The organism is Acinetobacter sp. WCHA45 (genome assembly GCF_002165255.2).
Lineage (GTDB): Bacteria > Pseudomonadota > Gammaproteobacteria > Pseudomonadales > Moraxellaceae > Acinetobacter.
Genome location: NZ_CP028561.1, coordinates 2844579 through 2867982, shown reverse-complemented (window position 1 = coordinate 2867982; position 23404 = coordinate 2844579). Strand labels below are relative to the sequence as shown.

Below are 23404 nucleotides of genomic sequence, written 5' to 3'. Positions count from 1 at the left end.
AAAAAAGGGAAAATAAAAAAGGTGTTGACCTGCAACACCTCGTAATCTTGAGCTAATGTGGCAATTTTAAAACAAAATCAGATTTCATGCACCTTTTGATGATGAAGAAAATGTTTCATTTTGAGCAGATGTACTGTCACGTTTCAGTAGCACCGCAGATCCAATAGCCAACAATAAAACTCCAAACTTTTGTTTGTTTAAAATTTTAGTTTTGACTATAGGCTTTTTGTCCATAGATATAGGTTGCCTCGACATTTCGATCATCCCCCATGGTAAATAATGCAAATAGACTATCTTCAAGTGATTTGGAACGTGACTGACGTAATTGTTGCAGTGCGGTTGGTTTAATATTTAACACCACAAAATCGGCTTCTTTACCGACGTTGAAATTGCCTAGCTTGTCATCTAAATCTAACGCTTTTGCGCCACCTAAGGTCGCATGATACAGCGATTCGTAAGCTGATAATTTGTCACCCTGAAGCTGTTGAACTTTGTAAGCCTCATTGACAGTTTGTAATAAACTGAAAGAGGTTCCTGCCCCAACGTCAGTTCCCAATCCAACTTTAACTTGCTGCTGCCATGTTTTGTTCAGCGGAAATAAACCACTACCCAAAAATAAATTTGAGGTTGGACAGAACGCAATTGCAGAGTCGGTCTCATGCATACATTGCCATTCAGCATCTTCTAAATGAACGCAGTGAGCAAATACAGAACGGTTTCCTGTTAGACCATAATGATGATACACATCCAGATAGCCTTTTTGTTCAGGAAATAAATCTTTAACCCATGCAATTTCATCTTTATTTTCGCTTAGATGTGTATGTACATAAACATCAGGATGTTCAGCTTTGAGTTGCCCTGCTCTTTCAAGTTGTTCAGGTGTAGAGGTTGGAGCAAAGCGTGGTGTGATGGCATATAACGCACGACCTTGACCATGCCACTTTTCAATCAGTGCCTTAGAGTCGTCATAGCTGCTGTCTGCGCTATCACACAGGGCTTCAGGTGCATGACGATCCATCATGACTTTACCTGCAATTAGACGCATCTGATGCTGTTCTGCGGCTTCAAATAAAGCATCTACTGATTCAGGATGAACCGTACAAAATACTAGTGCAGTGGTTGTGCCATTTTTAAGTAGTTCATTCACAAAAAACTTGGCGATCTCGCTCGCATAAGCTTTGTCTTTAAACTGGATTTCAGTTGGAAAAGTATAAGTGTTTAACCAGCTCAAAAGTTGTTCGCCGTAAGCACCGACCATTTCCGTTTGTGGAAAGTGAATGTGCGTATCGATCATGCCTGGGATGATCAGTTGCTCTGGATAATGCTGAATATCAACGTTTGCAGGTAGATGGTCTTGAGCGTCGTTCCACGTGCCAAACCAGCGAATTTTGCCTTGTTCTGTGATGATGACACCATCTTCGAGATAACGGACTTGATCGGCAATTTCACTCGCTTGGGAAACGGTTTTTTGAATATCTAAGAAGCGACCACGAATAACTGTGATGGGAGTAGCCAAAGTCATAACAACCTACCAATTTATTTTTTCGATTGATTGTACTCGATTTTGCTCGTTTTACTGGATTATTCGTCTAATTTAAGTATAGAAAGCCGAGCGAGGTATGAGTAATTGATTGGATCAATTCACTTTACTTTTCGGTGTAAATACGTAAATTGTCAGCAATAATGATACTTCTTGAGAAAAATACACATGTATTATTGGAATACCAAAGCTTTAGCGCATGAGTTGGCTGAAGATACTCTAAGTAAACAACATTATAAAAACTATTATCTCGCAGCGGCATTGGTGGTGAGTGCGGTGTACTATTACGGTATGTATTCGCCTTATTCTGATATTCGAGTGATTGGGATTGAAGCTGCATTGACCCTACTGATTATGCTGATTGGGATTCAACGGACTTATCAAGCCAATGGTGCTGATCAAGGTATCCATTTCTTAAATCGGGTCACGGCGTTGTCCTTTCCTATTTTGATGCAAAATACTGTGTTTGGCATTGTTTTTGGGCTGGTTTTATTGGGAGTTTATCAATATTTTGGTTTAGCGCAAACCGCATTTGAAATGTGGTACGAATGGTGTGTTTCGGCTTTTACCATTTTTCTGCAAATTTTATTTTTCACTCGCTTAGTGTCTTATATGAAACGTGTGGCAGCACATACGATTTAAACTTGATACGGTCAGGATGTATGTCATTAAATCCTGACCGATTGATGATTGTTATCTAGATTTACTCTATAAAATAATGCGCGGCAAAATGGGCATCATTGCCAATAATGTCGTAGCAGTCCTCACGAATCGACATGCCTGCACACTGATGTCCCACCATCCATAAACCCAGCGTGGGTAACTGACCAGCAAACAATGGAGTCTCTACCCATTTTTGTACCACATAGCCATATTTATCATAGTCATCAAAATAGAAACTACCAGAAGCAGCACCTTGATCTTGACCATCTTGCAACACTCGAATATTCGCCCCTTCCCTTGCTAAGATCGGTTTTTTCACCCATTTGCCAGAGAATTTTTGCTGGGGATCAAAATGATGGGTCTCAACTAAAAGTGGGTGATTTGGATAGCGTTTCCAAAGCTCCACTAAAATTGCTTTATTAGAGAGCAGCATTTTCCAACATGGTTCGATCCAATTCGATTGCGGACTCAGATATTGAGAGAATGATTCTTCCCAAATCCATTCCCAAGGATATAACTTGAATAGGTTTTGAATGGGTCGATTATTCAGATCAACAAAACTCTGTCCATTCCAGCCAATATTTTCCATTGAAAGTTCAGAAACTTGTAGATGCGCTTGAAAAGCGGTATCCATTAAATATTCTAGATTGCCCCAATCCTCTCGCCCTGCCTCCTGACAGGCTGCAAAATGCACGTGACTTCCTCGCGGTAGAATGGTTCGCCAACGCTTAATCAAGTCTTCGTGAATACTGTTAAACTGATCTCGATTCGAAATCCCAGATACTTGTTCGATCCATAGCCATTGTGCTACTGATGCCTCTAACAGTCCTGTGGGAGTATCAGCATTGTATTCCAGCATTTTGATATTGCGCCCATCATAGGCAAAGTCAAAGCGTCCATAAAGCATCGGCGCATTTTGTCGCCAAGACTGTTCGATTTGTGCAATTGCAGCAACTGGAATCTGGAAATAATCAGGATAATTACCGCGTTGAATCAAATCACTTGTCACAGCTAAACACATTTGATGCAGTTCATTAGCTGCATCTTCAAGCTGTTCAATTTGCTTCAATGTAAATTCGTAGGCAATTCCTTCTGACCAGTAAATTGAGCCATCCAGTGAGGGTAAATTAAAATAATCGAAACCAATTTTTTGGTGTTCGAGTTGCCAGTCTGTGCGGGGTGCTAATATTTTTCTTTTCATCTTGAGTTTCAGTCTTTTAATTAGCCGCCAAATGATGAGCCGCCACGACCGAAACCGCCACGAATAGGTGATGATACAGAATAGCGTTTTGCAGTGGTTGAAATTGAAGGTTGTCCCACACTGAGATTGGTATGTGGTCTCAAGGTGTTGCCGTTAAAAGAGACTTCACGATTATGTTGATAATATTGTGGTCCTAAATAACGCCCAGAACCAAAGCCACCATAATAACGAACGCCAGCAGTAGAACCTCCGCTTCCTGAGCTATTTTCTTCTTCACAAGTTTCAGTATTCCAGTCTGTTGCACAATCATATTGATTGTTATAAACATCTTGTACTAGAGGTCCATCATTGTGGCTACATGCAGTGAGTAGCAATGGCACCACCACAAGATTAATTTTTTTAGAACGCATGAGACCCCACTCATTTTAATTTGCTTGATCGACATAAATATGTGAGCAAGTCTTGTTTATTATGTTTCTGATTAGGAAAGATAAAAGCTTTAAGCCGCCATATGATATTGATCTGTTTTTTTAATGTACAGTCTATTTTTATGATTTAACTGTTCAGGCACCTGAATTTATCAAATGCCTGAATTCAACTGATTAAGATTGCAACTGCTTTTTATTATGACGTAATGATAGATAAGCGGTGATACTGAGTACCAGTACGATAAAACTCAATGAAATCCAGATTGGCATGTGGAACACATCCAGCAATAACATTTTCGCACCGATGAACAGTAAGATAATGCCCAAACCATACGGTAGGTAATGCAGTTTGGTTGCGGCACCAGCCAACAGGAAGAACATTGCACGTAAACCCAAAATCGCCATTAAGTTCGCTGTTAATACAATGAACGGGTCACTGGTTACAGCGAAAATTGCAGGAATAGAGTCAACCGCGAAAATAACATCAGATGCTTCAACTAAGATTAAAACTAAAAATAAAGGTGTTGCCCATAACACGCCATTTTGACGGACGAAAAATTTATTACCTTCAAGTTGAGGGGTAATACGCATGTGTTTGCGTAACCATTTCAGTAATTTAATATCTTCAATATTGGTTTCTTCGTCTTGACCTTTCAGGAATTTAAAACCTGTATAAACAAGGAATGCACCGAAAATATAAAGTACCCAAGAAAATTCTTGTACGAACCAAGCCCCAATAAAGATAAAAATGGTTCTTAAGACAATTGCGCCGAGTACGCCGTACAGCAGGATTTTACGTTGTAATGCAGGTGGAATTGCAAAAGCTGCGAAGATCATCAGCCAAACGAAGACGTTATCAATTGCTAATGATTTTTCCAGTAGATAACCTGCGAAGTATTCCATGGTTTTTTGATTCGCAAGGGTGAGTCCTACTGTTTGCTGTAGATAGAGCCACAAGCCCCCACCAAATAGCACTGCTACAGTGACCCAAGCAATACTCCAGTAAGCGGCTTGCTTGATTGGAACATCTTGGTTTTGTTTTTGTTTAAAGCCTAAAAAATCGACCAAAAGCATGACTGTGACAAGGCCGAAGAATACGACATACAGCCATAGATTACCGATAGTTTCCATCACAACTCCCTATCTAGCAACTGGGCATAAAAAAACCTTGACCAGTTGCCAGATGAATAAATACATCTGTTTCAACATGATCAAGGTCTTGCCTACATCGCAAATCGATTGCGATGCTCAGAGTCCGACTTTTTGCAAAGTGTAATGACGAAGCTCTGACACCTAAGTATTTTAACTACACTACCTAGGTTTGGAGGAGGCTACTCCCCTTGTCAAACGAATTCTGTATGGATGGTGACATCCAAATGTGTGTATAGAATTACACATTTTTAGCAAATGTGCAAATCTTCAGCAAATTAGGCCAGGATTAAAAATTTTCAAAATCTCTGTGCGTAAAAATTGATGTCGAGGATTGTGTTTTACGTGCTCATGCCAATACATACCCATATTGATTTTGGGTAATTCAATCGGAAGTGCATGAATCTGTAAATCTTTTGAATAGTGTAGATGTTTTAGAATACTTTGAGGGATAGTCAGTATTGCATTTGGGTGCTGCGCTAAGACCTGTAAAGCTGTCGAATAGTGCTGACAGCGTAAAAAAATTTGCCGAGACAATTGTTGCCGATTGAGATAAATATCCTCTAATAATAACCCCGTACGCCGTGATGACACACCAATATGCGGTGATGATAAATACAGAGATAAATTCATTTTAGTTTGCTGTGTGCAGACCACAAAATAATCTTCAATCAGGTTTTCAAACTGTAAATGAGCTTGATACGGTTGTACTAAGTCAATCACAAAATCGATTTGTTGTGCTGACAAATCAGCCAACATATTTTTACGATCAAGTTTAGAACTAAAAAACTGGATATTGAGATTTTGCTTGGCAAAGTGATTGACCAATTGAGGAAAAATAATGGGTTCGATTTCATCATGAATCGCGATTTTTATACTTTGTAGCATGCTCGGCCTAAAATCTTGCTGAGGCATAGCGATTTTTTGAATACTCAATAAAGCCATTTGAATCGGCTGATAAATCTGCTCAGCATAAGGCGTAGGCAGCATTTTTTGCCCACTACGCACAAACAGCTCATCTTTAAGTTGTACACGTAAACGTTGTAAAGCATGACTGACAGCAGATTGGCTGATACACAACAATTGGGCAGCTTTAGAAATGCTCTTTTGTTCAAAAATCGCAATAAACAGCGGATATAAATTAATATCAATACGATGAAAGTGAGCCACTTCCAATGGGCTAGTATTATGAATCTGATTCATAGTTTTGAATAAAATAAAATCATTTCATTCATAATAAATTTTCGCTTATGGTGATGTAAAGCAGCGAATCAAGCTTCGCCAAATTTTTACTTTGAGGGAAATGATGATGTTTGCATTATCTGAGCGCGCACAGGATTTTATTGCACGAACCAAAGCCTTTATCCAACAAGAAATTGAACCGATCGAAAAGGTATTTTGGGATGACGTCCATCATCTCAATGTGGATGGTGACTGGACCAAGTGGCAGTGGCCTGAACAATTACAACAATTGAAAGATAAGGCTAAAGCGGCTGGCTTATGGAATATGTTTTTGCCCGATGCGGAATTGGGTGCTGGTTTATCGGTTCAGGAATATGCGCATATTGCCGAACTGACTGGACGTAGCTTACTTGCACCCACCGTATTTAACTGTAATGCACCTGATAGCGGCAATATGGAAGTGTTATGGCGCTATGGTAGCGAGGCACAAAAACAGCAATGGTTGCAACCTTTGCTTGCAGGGGAAATCCGTTCAGTGTTCTGTATGACTGAACCCGCCGTGGCTTCCAGTGATGCCACTAATATGCAAGCCACGGCAGTGATTGATGGTGATGAAATCGTCCTGAATGGGCGTAAATGGTGGTCATCGGGCTTGGGTGATCCTAATGCCAAAGTGATTATCTTCATGGCTTATACCCCTGACGAGAGCAAAGACCGTCATCATCAACATTCGATGGTCTTAGTACCGATTGAAACGCAAGGCGTGACGATTGAAAGAATGTTGCCTGTGTTTGGTGATTACGATGCGCCGCATGGGCATGGACAGGTCAGTTTTGACAATGTGCGTGTACCCGTCAGCAGCTTTATTGGCGGCGCTGGGCAAGGTTTTGAAATCGCTCAAGGGCGTTTAGGGCCTGGACGAATCCATCATTGTATGCGTTGTATTGGCGCAGCTGAAAAAGCCTTAGAGTTGATGATTGATCGTGGCATGTCCCGTAAAGCATTTGGTAAAGAATTATTAAAGTTGGGTGGGAATTTAGAACGTGTGGCAGAAGCCCGTGTGCAAATCGACCAAGCCCGTTTATTAACGCTGTATGCGGCTTACAAGATGGACACTTTAGGTAATATGGCGGCACTCACCGAAATTTCTGCAATCAAAGTGGTTGCACCAACCGTATTGCAAAATGTGGTGGATATGGCGATTCAGATTCATGGCGGCGAAGGTGTGTCACGTGATACACCACTGACTGCATTTTTTAATCAAGCACGCAGTTTACGTTTAGCTGATGGACCAGACGAAGTACATAAGGGCATGATTGCTAAACTAGAACTCAAAAAACGTGGCTATGGTCGTTGATAAGGATATAAGAAAATGGCAGTGATTGATGTGGGTGGTCAGGTTCGGCATGGCGAAGAACTGGATATTTCCGCAGTGGAAACGTGGTTAAAAGACCAAGGTATAAATCTACAAGGACAGGCACAAGTCACCCAATATTCGGGTGGTGCATCGAATTGGACTTATCGCCTGCAATATGACAATGCAGATCTAATTTTACGCCGTCCACCGAAAGGCACCAAAGCCAAATCAGCACATGATATGGAACGTGAATACAATGTGCAGAAGCATCTTGCGCAGTTCTACCCTGTCCTGCCCGAAATGATGGCACTGTGTCAGGACGAGAGCGTAATTGGCTGTGATTTCTATGTGATGAAACGGATTGAAGGCATTATTCCACGTGCCAACCTACCCAAAGAATTACAGTTAGATGAGCAACAGGTACAGCAATTGTGCCTGAATGTTCTAGATAAATTGATCGAGCTGCATCAAGTACCGTATCAAGGTACAGAATTGGAACAACTGGGCAAAGGTGAAGGTTATTGTCGCCGTCAAGTCGAAGGTTGGGATGCACGTTATAGCAAAGCACTCACGCCAAATGTACCTGATTTTGCTTTTGTGCGTGAGTGGTTGTTGGAACATATCCCTGCCGATGCTAAAACTTGCGTGATTCATAATGACTGGCGTTTTGATAATGTCATTTTAGATCCACAACAACCTACAAAAGTGATTGGTGTGCTGGATTGGGAAATGGCAACACTCGGTGATCCATTGATGGATTTGGGCAGCGCCCTTGCCTACTGGATTCAAGAGGATGATGATGCGCTGATGAAATCAAGCCGCCGTCAACCGACCAATTTAAAAGGTATGCTGACACGTCAACAGGTGGTGGATTACTATCTGGAAAAAACAGGTTTGCAACCAACGAATTGGGCCTTTTATGAAGTGTTTGGTTTGTTCCGTTTAGCCGTGATTGCGCAACAGATTTATTATCGTTATTACCATCAGCAAACTGATAATCCCGCCTTTAAGGATTTTTGGATTTTGATTCATGCCTTACATATTCGGGCCTTAAAACTGATTGCGCAAAACAATACTGAAGCACGTCCATTGATTCCTGAATATGCTGCAAAACTACAGGATATTTTAAAACGATGAGCACAATTTATTTGGTGCGGCATGGGCAAGCGTCGTTTGGTGCAGCGAGCTACGATCAGCTTTCAGCTAAAGGTGAACAACAGGCACAGGTTGTGGGTGATTTTTTTAAACAAACCCTAAAACAAACGCCTTTAGTGGTTGCAGGTTCAATGCAACGTCATCAGCAGACGGCACAACTCGCTTTATCGCAAAGTTTCCATAATGCATCCATTCAAACCGAATCGGCGTGGAATGAGTTTGATCATCAGCATGTCTTTGCTCAATATGAACCGCATTTTAATCAGCCTGAATTGCTGAAACAGGATGTTGAATTGATGGCCAATCCACGTGCTTATCTGGCCAAAATCTTTGATGGTGCAATAGACCGCTGGATTGGAGCGCAATATGACCATGAATATCATGAAACATGGTTAGGCTTTCAATCACGTGTTGAGCAAGCATTGCAATCGCTTTGCGAAAGTATTGATATGACCAAGCATCGTCAAGCCGTCGTATTTAGTTCTGGTGGCGTGATTTCTGTGGCGGTAGGTAAAGTATTAGGTTTGAATGCAAAGCAGATCTTTGCGCTAAATTGGTCGATTGCCAATGCCAGTATTACCACACTGCGTTGGACAGATGGACGTTTGCAATTACTGAGCTTTAATGAGCATCATTATTTAAAAATACGTGATGCTGAACTTTTAACATGGATTTAAAAAATAGGTGGCAGGCATGGCAAAGACCATTTTAATTACAGGGGCAAGCTCGGGTTTGGGCGCAGGTATGGCGCGTGAATTTGCTGCCAAAGGCTATAATCTTGCGTTGTGTGCACGGCGGCTGGAACGTTTGGAAACACTCAAACAGGAGCTACAAAGCCAGTTTTCGATTCAGGTTAAGATTAAAACCCTTGATGTGACCCATTACGATGATGTGTTTACGGTTTTTAAAGCCTTTCAGCAAGAATTTGGAACGATTGACCGAATTATTGTCAATGCAGGTGTGGGTGAAGGTCGCCGTATCGGTAAGGGTCATTTTGATGTAAACCGCGCTACGGCTGAAACCAATTTTATTTCGGCATTGGCGCAATGTGAAGCCGCGGTTGAAATCTTTAGAGCGCAAAATAAAGGTCATTTGGTGGTGATCTCCTCAATGAGTGCAATGCGCGGTTTACCAAAGCATTTATCGACCTATGCTGCGAGCAAAGCAGCAGTGGCACATTTAGCGGAAGGCATTCGTGCCGAGTTGTTGAATACGCCAATTAAAGTCTCAACGATTTTCCCTGGCTATATTCGTACTGAATTGAATGAAGGTGCGAAGAAATTACCGTTTGAAGTGGATGAAAAGACAGGTTGCAAGGCGTTGGTGAAAGCCATTGAGAAGGAATCAGTAAAGGCTTATGTTCCGCAGTGGCCGTGGTTGCCAATGGGGATAGCAATGAAGATTTTGCCTTTAAAACTGGTAAATAAATTGAGTTAATTACAATAAATGGATTGGATATGTTTCATTTGGAAAAGGCTGCACAGCCTCATATAGGCTGAATAGTCGAGTTGTTTGGGTATAGGCGTTTCCTTACTTTTCAAAGATGAAAAGTAACAAAAATCTTTTGTTGAGCAGAGGGTACATCCATGTAACCCCTGCTCAACTGGCGGCATCCATGCCGCCGTCACAATAGTAAATATCAGCAAGAAATTAATTTAATCTGAGTTTGACAAGAAAAATGATACGCGTAAACGTCATCCACAACCTGCGTAATATCAGCAAAATGCTGTTTCTGCGAAGCATTAATTAAATGCAAGAAGTGATCAGGTTTTGTGGATGACAATGGTTTTGCCTACTTTTCTCGAAAGAAAAGTAGGGCGAGCCGCAGGCTGATCCAGAAATCAGATAAGAACTTGCAAGACCCCGTTGAGACAATAGTTTTTCAATAAGTTAGAGAAAATGTTGAAGTTAATTAAGACAAAGCCGTAATCAACTTTTGGTGTAATCCACCAAAACCACCATTCGACATAATCACCACAGCATCACCCTCACCTGCTTCATTCACCACACGAGCAATGATCTCATCTAAAGAGCGGCTGACTTCGGCCTTGTTTGATGAAGCGGCAATCACAGGCTGTAAATCCCAGTCCAAGCCTTCTGGTTGATACCAGATCACTTCATCGGCTAAACGTGCTGAATGTGCCAAACCATCTTTATGGCTGCCCATACGCATGGTGTTAGAGCGTGGCTCAATGATCGCCCACAGTTTACGTTCGCCTAGACGTTTACGTGCGCCGTCCAGCGTGGTTTCAATTGCGGTTGGATGATGGGCAAAGTCATCATAGACTTCGATACCACGCACCGTACCTAACAGCTCCATACGGCGTTTAACGCCACCGAAGTTGGATAAGGCTTCACAGGCTTGTTCAATCGTTACACCGACATGCTGAGCTGCGGCAATGGTGGCTAAAGCATTGGCAACACTGTGTTGCCCTGTCATGTTCCATTTCACTTCACCAATCACTTGACCGTGTTCAAGCACGTTAAAATGACTGCCATCAGCACTGATCAGCTCCGCAGATAAAGCAGCTTGGTCATTTGGCTCAAGACTGGTACGAACCACAGGCGTCCAGCAGCCCTGTTCTAGCACTTCATCAATATTGGTTTCAGTAATCGGCGCAATAATACGACCTTCACTTGGAATGGTACGCACTAAATGGTGAAACTGTTTTTGAATGGCAGCGAGGTCATCAAAGATGTCGGCATGGTCAAATTCAAGGTTGTTTAAAATCGCTGTTTTAGGGTGATAGTGAACGAACTTAGAACGCTTATCGAAGAAGGCAGAATCATACTCATCGGCTTCTACACAGAAATATTTGCCACCACCTAAACGTGCACTTTCACTAAAACCAAGCGGTACGCCACCAATCAAAAAGCCAGGGTTTAAACCTGCTTGATCAAGCACCCAAGCCAGCATGGTCGTGGTTGTGGTTTTGCCATGTGTCCCCGCCACACCAAGTACATGCTTGCCCTGCAAGACATGATCTGCCAAAAACTGTGGGCCAGAAATATAAGGCAGGCCTTCATTCAGCATGTATTCAATGGCATCAATGCCACGTTTCATGGCATTACCGACGATCACAAGGTCAGGATGCGGTTGTAAATGGCTACGCTCATACCCCTGCATCAATTCAATCCCTGCATTTTCCAGTTGAGTCGACATCGGTGGATAAACATTGGCATCTGAACCTGTGACTTTATGTCCTAAATCTCGTGCTAACAGAGCCAAAGACCCCATAAATGTGCCACAAATACCCAAAATATGCAGATGCATAATGCGCCTTCTCCACTGCTTTACATACATCACTAATCTCGTGTGTATGATTGTCGTTATCAATAAAAATCAATCGCAAAGATAGCAAGGCTGACATGGAAAAGATAGTCAAAATTCGTTGTTGTTATTAACTTAAAATTGAGTGATTTTAACGTTATTCTGATGTATTGAAATGCAAATGATTCAGCCCTTATTTTTTATAAAAGGACATCCGATTGAGCCCTACACTTTTAGCATTATGTTTGTTGATCATTTCTAACTGTTTTATGACGATGGCCTGGTATGGGCATCTGAAAATTTTACACAATGCGCCGCTTTGGCAAGCGATTTTGTTTAGTTGGTTGATTGCTCTATTGGAATATAGTTTTATGATTCCTGCAACTAAACTATTAAATCAACAGGGTTGGAGTTTGGGCGAAATGAAAATCACCCAAGAAGTTGTTACGCTGATTGTGTTTGTGCCCTTTATGATTTTTCTGTTTAAACAACCATTCAAGTTGGATTATGTCTGGGCGATGTTTTGCTTAATGGGCTGTGTCTATTTTGTGTTCCGTAACCAGAGCTAATTTTTCGGCTACTGCGCTAATGTTCTTTATTTGGGGATGCCTGAAAAAACCGCTATAATATTTGCCAATTTATTCCTTTGTGCTTGGCGTAAGTCGAGACATTTCCCTATTTTTATCATGTTTTGGAAAAGCCAATGAATGCGGTCGCAACAGATAGCCAACCTTTAGTCGGAATTATCATGGGTTCTCAATCAGATTGGGCAACACTTGAACATACCGCTAATATGCTCAAACAATTGGGTGTTCCTTTTGAAGCTGAGGTGGTTTCTGCGCACCGTACGCCAGATCGTTTATTTGAATATGCTGAAACAGCACGTGATCGTGGTATTCAGGTGATTATTGCAGGTGCGGGTGGCGCAGCGCATTTACCGGGGATGTGTGCTGCTAAAACTGATTTGCCTGTGCTTGGCGTGCCTGTTAAATCTTCAATTTTAAATGGCGTTGACTCATTGCTTTCGATTGTACAAATGCCAGCGGGTATTGCTGTGGGGACTTTAGCGATTGGTCAGGCAGGTGCAACCAATGCGGCAATTCTTGCAGCGCAAATTCTAGGTTTAACCCGTCCAGATATTGCTAAAAATGTGGCTGATTTCCGCACAGCTCAAACCGAAAAAGTATCGAACAATAACATTCCTGGTCAAGTATAACGGGGCCAATCATGAATAAAACCATCGGTATTTTTGGTGGTGGACAGCTTGGGCGCATGATGGCGCAAGCAGCTTTACCACTCAATATTCAATGTAGCTTTTTCGAAGCCGAAACAGACTGCCCAGCAGCTATTTTAGGTCCTGTATTTTCAAGTAAAAATCCAGAAGCACTACAAGATTTCATCGCAAGTGCCGATGTATTCAGTCTTGAATTTGAAAATACGCCTGTTGCTGATGTAGATGTTTTGACCCAAACCAAAACACTGCACCCTCCTCGCCTTGCTTTGGCGACAGCACAAAATCGCTTGGCAGAAAAAAGTTTGTTTGACGAACTCGGTATTCCAGTTGCACCATATCGTGCTGTGGATAGCTTGGACAGCTTAAAACAAGCCGTGGCTGAACTTGGATTACCTATCGTATTAAAAACCGTAACAGGTGGCTACGATGGTAAAGGTCAGTTCGTATTACGTTCTGAAGATCAAATTGATACAGCTTGGGCTGAATTAGGGCCTGCCAAAAGCCTGATTGCAGAAAGTTTTGTGAAATTTAGCCGTGAAGTATCCATTATTGCGGTGCGTGGTCAAGATGGTGATGTCAAAACTTGGGCACTTGCTGAAAACCACCATCACAATGGCATATTATCACACTCAATCGTTCCTGCACCAAATAGCACAGATTTACAACCAGTTGCACAAGACTATATTACTCGGTTGTTGAATCATCTTAATTATGTGGGGGTACTTACACTTGAATTATTCGTGACTGAACAAGGGCTTTATGCCAATGAAATGGCATGTCGCGTTCATAATTCAGGACATTGGTCGATTGAAGGTGCGATTTGCTCGCAGTTTGAAAATCATATCCGTGCAGTAGCAGGCTTGCCGCTAGGAGCAACCGATGTTGTGCGTCCAACAGTGATGATCAATATCATTGGTCAACACCCGAAATCAGAAGATGTTTTAGCACTGAAAGGTGCGCATTTACATCTTTATAATAAGTCTGAGCGTGCTGGTCGTAAGCTTGGTCATATTACTTTGATGCCGAACAATAGGGATGAATTGACCGTGTTATGCCGCCAATTAGCTCAGATTTTACCAGTTCCATTAGCACTGACAGATGATATGAACATCTAAACTTATCCACAGTAGCTAAAAAAGCGATCTTCGGGTCGCTTTTTTATTGCGTATGATTTTTTGAATTTAAAGTTTTAAATTCAAAAAATGTGCGATACCATTTTTGGAGTGCTGTGGATAACTTTAAGCTGAGCTTTTGAATTTAAAATAGTGTGAAAAATTTGAATTTAAACTATGGTGGGTTATTGAGTGTTGTGGTTTAAATTCAAAAATATGCAGTTTTTAAATTTAAAACTAAAGATATTGCTGTGTTTTGAATTTAATTTTTTAGATTGTGGGTATCTATTTTTGATCTTAATTTTATGAAATATAAGAAATAATGTGTAGATTAAAGCTATTTTAGTAAATTGGAATAAATTTAAATGAAGCATCTATTTTTGAATTCAAAAACATGGTTGATATGAAGTTATTTTTAAATTCAAACATACAGATAGTGATTGATGCTTGTTTTGAATTTAAATGAAGGGTGTTGGTAACTTTTAAATTTAAAACGATGGTGGAGTTATGAATTTAAAAATTAGGTTTTAAATTTAAAAGACAATAAATGAATTCAAAGTTACGTTTCCAAACGGTACATATTCAAACAGCATGTTAAGGTGAATAGGAAATTTAAATTTAAAAACTTTGGTTAAGACATGAAACATCATTTTTCTTTATTTATGGGCACTGCCTTATTTGCTTTATTTAATCAAGCGCATGCAGAACTCATTATTAATGGTGCAACGGTGTCAGCGACAACGACAGCACCATCCAACAGTACCTATTCACCAAATACAAATTTCCAGTCGTGTATTGCGAACTTGCGTTCTCAGGCCATCGCATCTGGGGTATCTGGTGCGACTTATGATCGTTATACGCAAAACCTAACGCCTGATTATTCAGTCATTGATAAATTAAATTACCAGCCTGAATTTTCGACTCCAATTTGGGACTATTTATCAGGTTTGGTTGATGATGAGCGTGTCCAAGAGGGCAAACAAAAACTTGCTCAACATCGTGCTGTTTTAAATCGAGTTGAACAGGCTTATGGTGTACCCGCAGAAACTGTAGTGGCGGTGTGGGGTGTGGAAAGTAACTACGGCGATATTTCAGGTAAATATCCATTATTGCAGGCTTTGGGAACGCTCAGTTGCGAGGGTCGCCGCCAAAGTTATTTCCGTAGTGAATTTTTTGCGACGATGCGTGTTTTACAGCGTGGTGATTTAACACAAGATCAACTCTATGGCTCATGGGCAGGGGCTTTTGGTCATACCCAGTTTATGCCATCGACCTACGAGCGTCTGGCGGTGGATTTTGATGGTGATGGCCGCCGTGATCTGGTTTCAAGTACCACAGATGCTTTGGCTTCGACGGCCAATTTCCTAAAACGGGCAGGGTGGCAAACAGGTATGCCATGGGGATTTGAAGTGACAATTCCACAAGGTATGTCAGTTGCAGGTGAAAGCCGCCGTAATAAAAGGTCGCTGAATAGCTGGGTTGCACAGGGTGTGACTCGTGCGGATGGTACAGCCTTGATTCAGGGCAATTTGTCAGGCAGTACGCCAGCAGGACTGATTACACCCGCAGGTGCCAATGGCCCAGCATTTTTGGTATTTAAAAACTTTGATGCAATTTATAGCTATAACGCTGCTGAAAGTTATGGTTTAGCGATCGCTCATTTATCTGATCGTTTACGAGGTGGTACAGCATTTTTAACGTCTTGGCCAACGGATGATGCAGGGACTTCTCGAGCAGAGCGTCGCGAAATTCAGCAGTTTTTGGTCAAGCGAGGTTATGATACTGGTGTGGTGGATGGATTGATTGGAGACAAAAGTCGTCAAGCCATTCGCCAAGAGCAAACGCGCTTAGGCCTGAATCCTACAGGTCGTGCTGGTCAACAAATTTTACGTGCATTTAGGCAAGAGCAAGCAAAACAAATGATGCAATAAATATATTTAAATAAAATAAGGTCTGCTTAAACACAGACCTTATTTTATTTAGGGTGCAGCATCTAATTTTATGGCTTCTAAAATATCAAAAATTACCGCAGTGACATCTTGGCTTAAATCACGATCATTAAAAATCTCGTAAGCAGTAATGGTCACATCTGTATCGCTAGGTAGTTGTTTTTGTTCTTCTTCAATCAGGTGTTCAATTGGCAAGAGCGTTTGTTTAATTTCGAGATGTAGAACTTCATTATAAGCAAGATTCTCATCTTCAAACTCTAATTCATGTTCATTGAAATAGGGGATCAAAATAGAATGAAGATACGGACTAAGATCCTGAATATCTAAGATTTCAATATCACGAGTCTGTTCAATCGTACTGATGTGGTCATTCACTTCAATAAGGATATGATAATAACTCATGCTGATCTCCATTAATACTAAGATGATGTTTTGACACCACAATAACATGAATAAATCAAAAGAATCGACTCATTGTTACGATCTTTTTAAAAACATCAGCTTATAGATTTTTCATATCCTTATAACAGAGACTTAACGAGAAAAGCCGAGTAGTTCCAGATCGACATCTGCGAGTTGAAAGTTCTTCGCATCTTGTTCCTTGATTCTTGGATACATCATTGATTTTGGATCTTTGGTATGCTTTAAACCCAGTGCATGCATGTCCAAACTCATGTGCCAGAGTGAGGCGTAAATCATCCAGTGATGAAAATTCATAAATAAAAATCTGTTTACCATTGAAATGCCCTTTGTGAAACAAACGTGGCTGAAATGTTTGATTAAATTGATGAGCTGATGCTACAAGTTGCTTATTATTTTGATTGAGTTTTTGAATATCTCGATTAAGTTGCTGAGTTTTTTGATTATAAACTTGAATCTCTTGTTGTAGGGCGAATTCAGCCATAAAAGGCTATCTTGTTAATAATAAATCACGGTCAGCCTGAGTGAGACGGAAATGGCCCATCTCTTGATCTTTCATAATAGGGTACATTAAAGCTTGAGGGCTGTTTGCATGTTGTAAACCAAGGGCGTGTCCTAATTCATGTGCTAGTGTTAATCGTAAATCGTTATCTGATTCAAACTCATAGATTAAAATTTGTTTTCCATTAAATAAGCCTTTATGAAATAAATGTGGTTGAAAGCGTTGTTTGTATTGTTTGACTGAAGCATCTAGTTGTTGATCCAGTGAGTTAAGTTCATCTATTTTTTGATTTAATTGAGTAATTCTTTGATTGTATTGATTAACTTCTTGTTGCACTAACTCAATATTACTTTGTAGCTCTTGTTGTTTCTGCTGAAAATATGTCGAATTCCCAGATGAAGATTGGTTGTGTTGAGCAGAAAGCTGCTCTTGATTATATTGCTGAATTTGTTGATTGAGCTGTTGTTGTTTGAAATCTAAAAATTGCTTACTCCGCATAATTTCTTGTTCAATTTGCTCTAATTGCTGTTTTTTATCTTTCCATACCTGTTGATTCGCTTCGAGTTGAGTTATATGTTCTCGGCGTTGTTCACTTTCTTGTTGGCGTTCATCGTAAATGAGGTGAATCGCAAGTTGGGCATTGGGGTCATAAACAAAATAATCTTGACCTGTACCATCTTTCCAAATTTGAGTTGCTTGTTGGCTAATTTCTTGTACTTGTTCAATACTGAGTTTAAAACGAGGATCTACCTCAGCGATTCGATAACGCAGGCGAGTATCTATTGGATGAGTGATACGGTCAGCTAATGAATTGAATTTTAGTTGAGGATGTTTCTGAGTTTGATAACTTAACCCTAATAAGAAAATAATTAACCCTGAAAAAATTAAAAAGCGCATGATTGTATTTTCTATTCTTCTGAAAATGAGATGAATCAGTTTAAGAGAGACTTTTGATCTAAATAAATTGAACTATAACAAGAATAAGAGATATCTGGAAAATATATCAACATGTATCACATTCTGCTTTAATGCATATTCTGAAGGAATAAATAAAATAAACATTAAGGCACAATATGCTGAAATACTTACTCAAAGCCCCCGAAGCGACATGGAGAGCTGCATCACCAGCTCAGGCAACAGTTGAAAATTTAAAAATCAAATATTTGGGGACGGCGGGATTCATTCTTTCTGATCAGCATCGTACGGTGGTGCTTGATCCTTTTATCAGTCGTCCAAACTTAACCCAAACGTTTACTCAGCCTTTATTGAGTGATTCTGAATTAGTCAGACAACATATACCAAATGCAGATGATGTATTGATTGGGCATGCTCATTACGATCATATTTTAGATGCACCTGAGGTTTGTAAGCAAACAGGAGCACGTTTAATTGGATCCAAAGCGACTTTAATGTATGGACGTTCAGCAGGCTTGTCTGAATCGCAAATGCTTGAAACAAAGGGAAGAGAAATCATAGATTGTGGTCAATGGCAAGTGGTGGGTTTACCATCCATACATGGTAAGGCACTGTTTGGCCGTGTGCCATTACCAGGGGATATGACCACTCCACCTCCTTATCCTCCCAGATTTCATCATCTGCGGCATGGTCAGGTGTTCAACTGGTGGATTCATACGGGCAAACTCAGCGTGGTGCATATTGATTCCGCCGATTTTATTGAACAAGAGTTGCAGGGGAGACCGGCAGATATCGTGTGCCTGTGTGCGATTGGATGGAAATATCGTCCGAACTATGTCAAAGATGTGGTGCGATTACTGAAACCGAAATACATTATTCCATGTCATTGGGATACGATGCTCACGCCTATTGATCAACCACCAAAATTATTACCTGGTGTGAATATTCCTGAATTTTTAGAAGAAATAAAAGCTTCTGGAGTCGAACCATTATTTATGCCGATTTCGGGTGAACTATATTTCGATCAAAATAATGAATCTTAAAATAAAAAAAACCGCGCTTTCGCGCGGTCTTTTTTAAAGAGACAAATTATTTTTTGTCATCTTTCACTTCTGTGAACTCAGCATCTACAACGCCATCGTCCGCTTTTTGTTGTTGACCCGCATCACCACCTTGGAATGCATTTGGATCAAAACCTTCTGCGCCGCCAGCACCTTGTGCTTGTTCATAAGCACGTTGAGTGATTGGCATCAAGATGTTTTGTAAAGCTTCAGTTTTCGCTTTGATGTCTTCAACATCATTTTCTTTGGTTGCTGCTTCAAGCTCAGAAACCGCAGTAGCGATTGCAGTTTTTTCATCTTCAGTCACTTTGTCACCTAGATCTTTAACTGCTTTGTTTGAGCTAGATACTAAAGCATCTGCTTCGTTACGAGCTTTCGCTAACTCTTCAAATTTACGGTCTTCTTCAGCATTCGCTTCAGCATCTTTAATCATTGCTTCGATTTCAGCATCAGACAAACCTGAGTTCGCTTTAATCTGGATTGATTGCTCTTTACCCGTGCTCTTATCTTTAGCTGATACTTTTAAGATACCGTCAGCGTTGATGTCGAACGATACTTCAATTTGCGGTACGCCACGTGGAGCAGGTGGGATATCGCCTAATTGGAAGTTACCCAACAATTTGTTTTGTTGAGCCATTTTACGTTCACCTTGGTAAACCGAAATGTCTACAGCAGGTTGGTTGTCAGCAGCTGTAGAGAACACTTGTGATTTCTTCGCAGGAATCGTGGTGTTCTTCTCAATGATCGGAGTCAATACGCCGCCCATTGTTTCGATACCTAAAGTTAATGGTGTTACGTCTAATAAAAGAACGTCAGTTTTGTCACCAGACAATACCGCACCTTGAATCGCAGCACCGATTGCAACCGCTTCATCAGGGTTCACGTCTTTACGTGGCTCTTTACCAAAGAATTCTTGTACTTTTTGTTGTACAAGTGGCATACGAGACTGACCACCAACTAAAATTACGTCAGAGATGTCTGAAGTCGAAAGACCAGCATCTTTAAGTGCGATTTTGCAAGGCTCGATTGTACGAGCAACTAAATCAGCAACTAAACCTTCAAGTTTTGCACGCGTTACGTTGATCACTAAGTGTTTAGGACCAGTCGCATCAGCGGTGATATATGGAAGGTTGATTTCAGTTGCATTTGATGAAGAAAGCTCGATTTTTGCTTTTTCAGCAGCTTCTTTCAAACGTTGTAACGCAAGTGGATCATTTTTCAAGTTCACACTTTGTTCTTTCTTGAACTCTTCAACCAAGAATTCAATTAACGCGTTGTCAAAGTCTTCACCACCAAGGAAAGTATCACCATTTGTTGATAACACTTCGATTTGTTGGTCACCATCAAGGTCTGCGATTTCAATGATTGATACGTCGAATGTACCACCACCTAAGTCGTAAACTGCAACCTTACGGTCGCCTTCTTTTTTGTCCATACCGAACGCAAGTGCCGCAGCAGTTGGTTCGTTAATGATACGTTTAACGTCTAAACCAGCGATTTTACCCGCATCTTTAGTTGCTTGACGTTGCGCATCGTTAAAGTAAGCAGGAACGGTAATTACCGCTTCAGTAACGGTTTCACCTAAATAGTCTTCTGCAGTTTTCTTCATCTTTTTCAAGATTTCAGCAGAGATCTGTTGAGGTGCTAATTTTTTATCGTTTACTTCAACCCAAGCATCGCCATTGTCTGCTTTGATGATTTTATAAGGTACAAGACCGATGTCTTTTTGTACCGCTTGATCTTCGTAGCGACGACCGATTAAACGCTTGATTGCGAATAATGTATTTTTCGGGTTTGTTACAGCCTGACGTTTAGCGCTTTGACCCACTAAGATCTCGCCATCTTTATAAGCGATGATTGATGGAGTTGTACGTGCGCCTTCAGCATTTTCGATTACTTTTACTTTATCGCCTTCAAGTACAGCAACACATGAGTTGGTAGTACCTAAGTCAATACCAATAATTTTTGCCATTTGGAATGTTCCTCTAAAATTTTGTTGCAATGTTTTGCTTGTTATTCGATATGAGAGTCAATCAGTTTTTTTCAAGCATTTTTATGAAAAAAAAATCAAAAATCTCTCAAAATTCTGCACTTTTGAGCAAAAACGCTTGCTCACGCGCATTATTGACCCACCATCACCATCGCTGGGCGAAGTAGGCGACCATTTAAGGTATAACCCTTCTGTAAAACAGTGCCAATTTGGTTGGCTTTGGCATTTGGATCGATCCCAACCGCTTGGTGTAGATCTGCATTGAAGCCATTTTGGGTATCCGCTTCATGCACGCCAAATTTTTCCAGTGTGGTCAGTAATGATTTCAGGGTCAGCTTGATACCTTCAAGCACAGGTGTCTGTTCTTCACCCGCGGCTTGAATTGCACGTTCAAGATTATCGACAGAATCCAGTAATTCTTTAGCAAATTTTTCCAACACAGTCTCTTTGTGCTTTTCAGATTCGCGTTGAATACGCTCGACACTCTTCTGCGCTTCGTAAACAGCATTTGCAGTGCGTGCTTTTTCTAATTTCAAGCTTTCTTCGAGTTTGGTGATTTGCGCTTGTAAATCTTCAACGCTAAGCTCGTTTGCCTGCTCTACACCTTCAGCTTGAGTTTGTTCAGTCTGTTGCTCATTTTGAATGTCTTGAGCTTGCTCATTGTGCTCATTAGCCATTGATGATCTCCGTTGAAAAAAGTTCTTAAACATGTACAGTCCTTTTGGCGTGAATGCTCATAGGGTTAAACCCGAACTGCCACATCTTGGTCATTCATAGATAGGGATGAAGTATGGGCAAGGCGACAAAATTCAAGCGTTCAGGTTGATTTAAATCTTTTAATTTTGCTGATTTAAGTAAAAATTTAAGTTTTCGATGACAAAAGCAATAAATTCTTGTGTGATTTTCGGTAAATGTTGCCTTGATGCATAGACTAACGACAAGGTTAGGTCAGGTGCAGAAAAATCTGTAAATACCTGTTGCAAACGTTGTTGTGCTATATCCTGACGCACCAATAGCGTTGGTAACATGGCAATGCCTTCTGCTTTGAGACATATTTGATAGAGCGCAATCACATCATTACTTTTAAACGTAACATTTAATGGATAATTCTGAGGTTGTTGATCTGTATCAAACAAAGTCCAATACTGATTATGCGTATGGTGGGCTATACATTCATGCTGAATCAGTTGGCTTGGGTGTGAAAGGGGAGTGTGATCTTGTAAATAGTGCGGATGTGCACAAAAGATGGATTCGATTTGACAAACTGGTCGGGCAATCAGCCCATCTACAATTTTCTGGGTAATACGCAGTGCAAGATCAACCTGAGCATCCATGAGGTCGACCGTATTTTCAGTTAAATAGACATCGAAATGGATCTATGGATAGTGTTTCTTAAATTGTTTAATGCATTCATTCACACCCAGTTGGAACAGAAACAGACCACAGCTGAAACGAATCGTACCACTGTGCTGTTCAGGGGCGGCTAAACCTTCAAGCAATTGTTGCTGCTGTAAAATATTCTCACAATAGACCAACGCTTTTTCACCCGCAGGGGGGAGTGAAACTTTGTGCGTGTTACGTTGAAACAGCCGCGTCGAAAAAGTATGTTCAAGATGATCGGCTTTGTTGCACGAAGTTTACGCCATTGGCGACGATATTCAGGTCCATGTTTCTTGCGTTTCCATTCGCCCTCACCTAGAAACTTCATCCCTGTAGAGTCCATGAGTAGATGCAGCCCATCGCTACTTTTTTGGTAGCTGATTGCAATATCAATATGCTTTTGTCTTCTACAAAGCGTGGAGTACGAATATCACTGATATTCGGGGCTGCTCAGCCGCAAAGTTTAATCAGACTTTGCACAAAGCCAGTGACCATACGTAAAGATAGACGGAATAAGGATTTGATCATTAAGCAGCATTCGATGGCTGCATCGGAGTAGGTTTGATTTAGCCCTTGTTTGCCTTTTGATGAAGCATACCATTGCGTAGCAGGATCAAACCAAATGGCAATATTTCCGCGATGAAAAGCCTTTACAGATAGGTTTGTGCAACAAAGCCATTAGAAATATTAAAAAATCAGAAAATACCTCTTTTACCTGTGTTTGAGCTTGGCTATTGGCATGAAAGGCAAGCAGTGATTAGCAAAATGGTTAATGACTTTTTAAGATAAGCCATTTAGGTTACAGCATGATTTTGAATTCTTTATCTTGATCTACGACTTTATAACAGCATATAGTCGATATGAACAAGAACTATGGACAGGGCGAAAAAGGGGA

The 23404-nt window shown here is 40.7% G+C and carries 20 protein-coding genes and 3 pseudogenes; 10 read left to right on the top strand and 13 right to left on the bottom strand.

Annotated features, from left to right (window positions below; genetic code table 11):
- Nucleotides 1-205 precede the first annotated feature (205 nt).
- A complete protein-coding gene (guaD, locus tag CDG55_RS15130) occupies nucleotides 206-1522 on the bottom strand; it encodes a guanine deaminase (RefSeq protein ID WP_087537325.1) in 1317 nt (438 codons plus the stop codon).
- Between the two features lie 186 nt (nucleotides 1523-1708).
- Between guaD and CDG55_RS15125 the strand changes: the two genes are divergently transcribed.
- Nucleotides 1709-2182, top strand: coding sequence for a hypothetical protein (locus tag CDG55_RS15125; RefSeq protein WP_087537324.1), 474 nt, complete (start codon nucleotides 1709-1711; stop codon nucleotides 2180-2182).
- Nucleotides 2183-2243: 61 nt separating this feature from the next.
- On the opposite strand, the gene CDG55_RS15120 is transcribed toward CDG55_RS15125, so the two are convergent.
- The 4 genes from CDG55_RS15120 to CDG55_RS15105 all read right to left on the bottom strand — a co-directional run bounded on the left by CDG55_RS15120 (nucleotide 2244) and on the right by CDG55_RS15105 (nucleotide 6184).
- On the bottom strand, nucleotides 2244-3404 hold the full coding sequence (locus CDG55_RS15120; protein ID WP_087537323.1) for a glutathionylspermidine synthase family protein: 1161 nt from the start codon (nucleotides 3402-3404) through the stop codon (nucleotides 2244-2246).
- A 20-nt stretch (nucleotides 3405-3424) separates the two neighbouring features.
- Nucleotides 3425-3814, bottom strand: a complete 390-nt coding sequence (locus CDG55_RS15115; protein WP_087537322.1) for a hypothetical protein — start codon at nucleotides 3812-3814, stop codon at nucleotides 3425-3427.
- A gap of 192 nt (nucleotides 3815-4006) precedes the next feature.
- The gene (locus CDG55_RS15110; protein ID WP_087537321.1) at nucleotides 4007-4963 is read right to left on the bottom strand and encodes a TerC family protein; all 957 of its coding nucleotides are present in this window, start codon (nucleotides 4961-4963) and stop codon (nucleotides 4007-4009) included.
- Between the two features lie 288 nt (nucleotides 4964-5251).
- Entirely contained in the window at nucleotides 5252-6184 is a 933-nt protein-coding gene (locus tag CDG55_RS15105) for a LysR family transcriptional regulator (RefSeq protein WP_087537320.1), read from the bottom strand.
- Between the two features lie 106 nt (nucleotides 6185-6290).
- Between CDG55_RS15105 and CDG55_RS15100 the strand changes: the two genes are divergently transcribed.
- From CDG55_RS15100 to CDG55_RS15085, 4 genes are read left to right on the top strand one after another with little or no spacing between them, the layout of a single operon-like run.
- A complete protein-coding gene (locus CDG55_RS15100; protein WP_162620845.1) occupies nucleotides 6291-7520 on the top strand; it encodes an acyl-CoA dehydrogenase family protein in 1230 nt (409 codons plus the stop codon).
- Nucleotides 7521-7535: 15 nt separating this feature from the next.
- Nucleotides 7536-8657 carry a phosphotransferase family protein gene (locus CDG55_RS15095; RefSeq protein WP_087537318.1) on the top strand — a complete coding sequence of 374 codons (1122 nt, stop codon included), beginning with the start codon at nucleotides 7536-7538 and terminating at the stop codon, nucleotides 8655-8657.
- Nucleotides 8654-9352 (top strand): histidine phosphatase family protein, encoded by a 699-nt coding sequence (locus CDG55_RS15090; protein ID WP_087537317.1) that lies wholly within the window; start codon nucleotides 8654-8656, stop codon nucleotides 9350-9352. The genes CDG55_RS15095 and CDG55_RS15090 overlap by 4 nt, the downstream gene beginning before the upstream one ends.
- A 16-nt stretch (nucleotides 9353-9368) precedes the next feature.
- Nucleotides 9369-10112, top strand: a complete 744-nt coding sequence (locus CDG55_RS15085) for an SDR family oxidoreductase (protein ID WP_087537316.1) — start codon at nucleotides 9369-9371, stop codon at nucleotides 10110-10112.
- A 475-nt stretch (nucleotides 10113-10587) separates the two neighbouring features.
- On the opposite strand, the gene mpl is transcribed toward CDG55_RS15085, so the two are convergent.
- Nucleotides 10588-11949: a UDP-N-acetylmuramate:L-alanyl-gamma-D-glutamyl-meso-diaminopimelate ligase gene (mpl, locus tag CDG55_RS15075; protein ID WP_087537314.1), complete on the bottom strand. Its 1362-nt coding sequence runs from the start codon at nucleotides 11947-11949 to the stop codon at nucleotides 10588-10590.
- A 266-nt stretch (nucleotides 11950-12215) separates the two neighbouring features.
- On the opposite strand from mpl, the gene CDG55_RS15070 reads away from it, so the two are divergent.
- The 4 genes from CDG55_RS15070 to CDG55_RS15055 all read left to right on the top strand — a co-directional run bounded on the left by CDG55_RS15070 (nucleotide 12216) and on the right by CDG55_RS15055 (nucleotide 16223).
- Nucleotides 12216-12515: a DMT family protein gene (locus tag CDG55_RS15070; protein ID WP_249571318.1), complete on the top strand. Its 300-nt coding sequence runs from the start codon at nucleotides 12216-12218 to the stop codon at nucleotides 12513-12515.
- A 134-nt stretch (nucleotides 12516-12649) separates the two neighbouring features.
- Nucleotides 12650-13162, top strand: coding sequence for a 5-(carboxyamino)imidazole ribonucleotide mutase (purE, locus tag CDG55_RS15065; RefSeq protein ID WP_004660511.1), 513 nt, complete (start codon nucleotides 12650-12652; stop codon nucleotides 13160-13162).
- Between the two features lie 11 nt (nucleotides 13163-13173).
- Nucleotides 13174-14295, top strand: coding sequence for a 5-(carboxyamino)imidazole ribonucleotide synthase (locus CDG55_RS15060; RefSeq protein ID WP_087537312.1), 1122 nt, complete (start codon nucleotides 13174-13176; stop codon nucleotides 14293-14295).
- 635 nt (nucleotides 14296-14930) lie between these two features.
- Nucleotides 14931-16223, top strand: coding sequence for a lytic murein transglycosylase (locus CDG55_RS15055; protein WP_087537311.1), 1293 nt, complete (start codon nucleotides 14931-14933; stop codon nucleotides 16221-16223).
- A 48-nt stretch (nucleotides 16224-16271) separates the two neighbouring features.
- Here CDG55_RS15055 and CDG55_RS15050 read toward each other — a convergent pair whose 3' ends face one another.
- The 3 genes and pseudogenes from CDG55_RS15050 to CDG55_RS15040 all read right to left on the bottom strand — a co-directional run bounded on the left by CDG55_RS15050 (nucleotide 16272) and on the right by CDG55_RS15040 (nucleotide 18060).
- Nucleotides 16272-16655, bottom strand: a complete 384-nt coding sequence (locus CDG55_RS15050; RefSeq protein WP_087537344.1) for a hypothetical protein — start codon at nucleotides 16653-16655, stop codon at nucleotides 16272-16274.
- A 120-nt stretch (nucleotides 16656-16775) separates the two neighbouring features.
- Nucleotides 16776-17130, bottom strand: a pseudogene (locus CDG55_RS15045) (matrixin family metalloprotease); the annotation flags it as partial.
- A 21-nt stretch (nucleotides 17131-17151) separates the two neighbouring features.
- The gene (locus CDG55_RS15040) at nucleotides 17152-18060 is read right to left on the bottom strand and encodes a matrixin family metalloprotease (RefSeq protein WP_087537310.1); all 909 of its coding nucleotides are present in this window, start codon (nucleotides 18058-18060) and stop codon (nucleotides 17152-17154) included.
- 176 nt (nucleotides 18061-18236) lie between these two features.
- Here CDG55_RS15040 and CDG55_RS15035 point away from each other — a divergent pair, with 176 nt between their 5' ends.
- On the top strand, nucleotides 18237-19121 hold the full coding sequence (locus tag CDG55_RS15035; protein WP_087537309.1) for an MBL fold metallo-hydrolase: 885 nt from the start codon (nucleotides 18237-18239) through the stop codon (nucleotides 19119-19121).
- 46 nt (nucleotides 19122-19167) lie between these two features.
- Here the strand turns inward: CDG55_RS15035 and dnaK are convergent, their stop codons facing one another.
- From dnaK to CDG55_RS15015, 4 genes and pseudogenes are all read right to left on the bottom strand, one after another.
- Nucleotides 19168-21111: a molecular chaperone DnaK gene (gene dnaK, locus CDG55_RS15030; protein WP_004949942.1), complete on the bottom strand. Its 1944-nt coding sequence runs from the start codon at nucleotides 21109-21111 to the stop codon at nucleotides 19168-19170.
- A 149-nt stretch (nucleotides 21112-21260) separates the two neighbouring features.
- Nucleotides 21261-21806 (bottom strand): nucleotide exchange factor GrpE, encoded by a 546-nt coding sequence (gene grpE, locus CDG55_RS15025; protein ID WP_050041795.1) that lies wholly within the window; start codon nucleotides 21804-21806, stop codon nucleotides 21261-21263.
- A 159-nt stretch (nucleotides 21807-21965) separates the two neighbouring features.
- Nucleotides 21966-22748: pseudogene (locus CDG55_RS15020) on the bottom strand (substrate binding domain-containing protein); the annotation flags it as partial.
- Between the two features lie 14 nt (nucleotides 22749-22762).
- Nucleotides 22763-23148, bottom strand: a pseudogene (locus tag CDG55_RS15015) (IS5 family transposase); the annotation flags it as partial.
- Nucleotides 23149-23404: the final 256 nt, after the last annotated feature.

What these genes read in the sequence shown, in the direction of transcription:
- grpE (WP_050041795.1), bottom strand. Translation starts at nt 21,806, where the DNA reads ATGGCTAATGAGCACAATGAGCAAGCTCAAGACATTCAAAATGAGCAA.
- CDG55_RS15105 (WP_087537320.1), bottom strand. Translation starts at nt 6,184, where the DNA reads ATGAATCAGATTCATAATACTAGCCCATTGGAAGTGGCTCACTTTCAT.
- CDG55_RS15070 (WP_249571318.1), top strand. Translation starts at nt 12,216, where the DNA reads ATGACGATGGCCTGGTATGGGCATCTGAAAATTTTACACAATGCGCCG.
- purE (WP_004660511.1), top strand. Translation starts at nt 12,650, where the DNA reads ATGAATGCGGTCGCAACAGATAGCCAACCTTTAGTCGGAATTATCATG.
- CDG55_RS15120 (WP_087537323.1), bottom strand. Translation starts at nt 3,404, where the DNA reads ATGAAAAGAAAAATATTAGCACCCCGCACAGACTGGCAACTCGAACAC.
- CDG55_RS15095 (WP_087537318.1), top strand. Translation starts at nt 7,536, where the DNA reads ATGGCAGTGATTGATGTGGGTGGTCAGGTTCGGCATGGCGAAGAACTG.
- CDG55_RS15100 (WP_162620845.1), top strand. Translation starts at nt 6,291, where the DNA reads ATGTTTGCATTATCTGAGCGCGCACAGGATTTTATTGCACGAACCAAA.
- guaD (WP_087537325.1), bottom strand. Translation starts at nt 1,522, where the DNA reads ATGACTTTGGCTACTCCCATCACAGTTATTCGTGGTCGCTTCTTAGAT.
- CDG55_RS15115 (WP_087537322.1), bottom strand. Translation starts at nt 3,814, where the DNA reads ATGCGTTCTAAAAAAATTAATCTTGTGGTGGTGCCATTGCTACTCACT.
- CDG55_RS15110 (WP_087537321.1), bottom strand. Translation starts at nt 4,963, where the DNA reads ATGGAAACTATCGGTAATCTATGGCTGTATGTCGTATTCTTCGGCCTT.
- CDG55_RS15085 (WP_087537316.1), top strand. Translation starts at nt 9,369, where the DNA reads ATGGCAAAGACCATTTTAATTACAGGGGCAAGCTCGGGTTTGGGCGCA.
- CDG55_RS15090 (WP_087537317.1), top strand. Translation starts at nt 8,654, where the DNA reads ATGAGCACAATTTATTTGGTGCGGCATGGGCAAGCGTCGTTTGGTGCA.
- CDG55_RS15050 (WP_087537344.1), bottom strand. Translation starts at nt 16,655, where the DNA reads ATGGAGATCAGCATGAGTTATTATCATATCCTTATTGAAGTGAATGAC.
- CDG55_RS15035 (WP_087537309.1), top strand. Translation starts at nt 18,237, where the DNA reads ATGCTGAAATACTTACTCAAAGCCCCCGAAGCGACATGGAGAGCTGCA.
- CDG55_RS15060 (WP_087537312.1), top strand. Translation starts at nt 13,174, where the DNA reads ATGAATAAAACCATCGGTATTTTTGGTGGTGGACAGCTTGGGCGCATG.
- mpl (WP_087537314.1), bottom strand. Translation starts at nt 11,949, where the DNA reads ATGCATCTGCATATTTTGGGTATTTGTGGCACATTTATGGGGTCTTTG.
- dnaK (WP_004949942.1), bottom strand. Translation starts at nt 21,111, where the DNA reads ATGGCAAAAATTATTGGTATTGACTTAGGTACTACCAACTCATGTGTT.
- CDG55_RS15040 (WP_087537310.1), bottom strand. Translation starts at nt 18,060, where the DNA reads ATGCGCTTTTTAATTTTTTCAGGGTTAATTATTTTCTTATTAGGGTTA.
- CDG55_RS15055 (WP_087537311.1), top strand. Translation starts at nt 14,931, where the DNA reads ATGAAACATCATTTTTCTTTATTTATGGGCACTGCCTTATTTGCTTTA.
- CDG55_RS15125 (WP_087537324.1), top strand. Translation starts at nt 1,709, where the DNA reads ATGTATTATTGGAATACCAAAGCTTTAGCGCATGAGTTGGCTGAAGAT.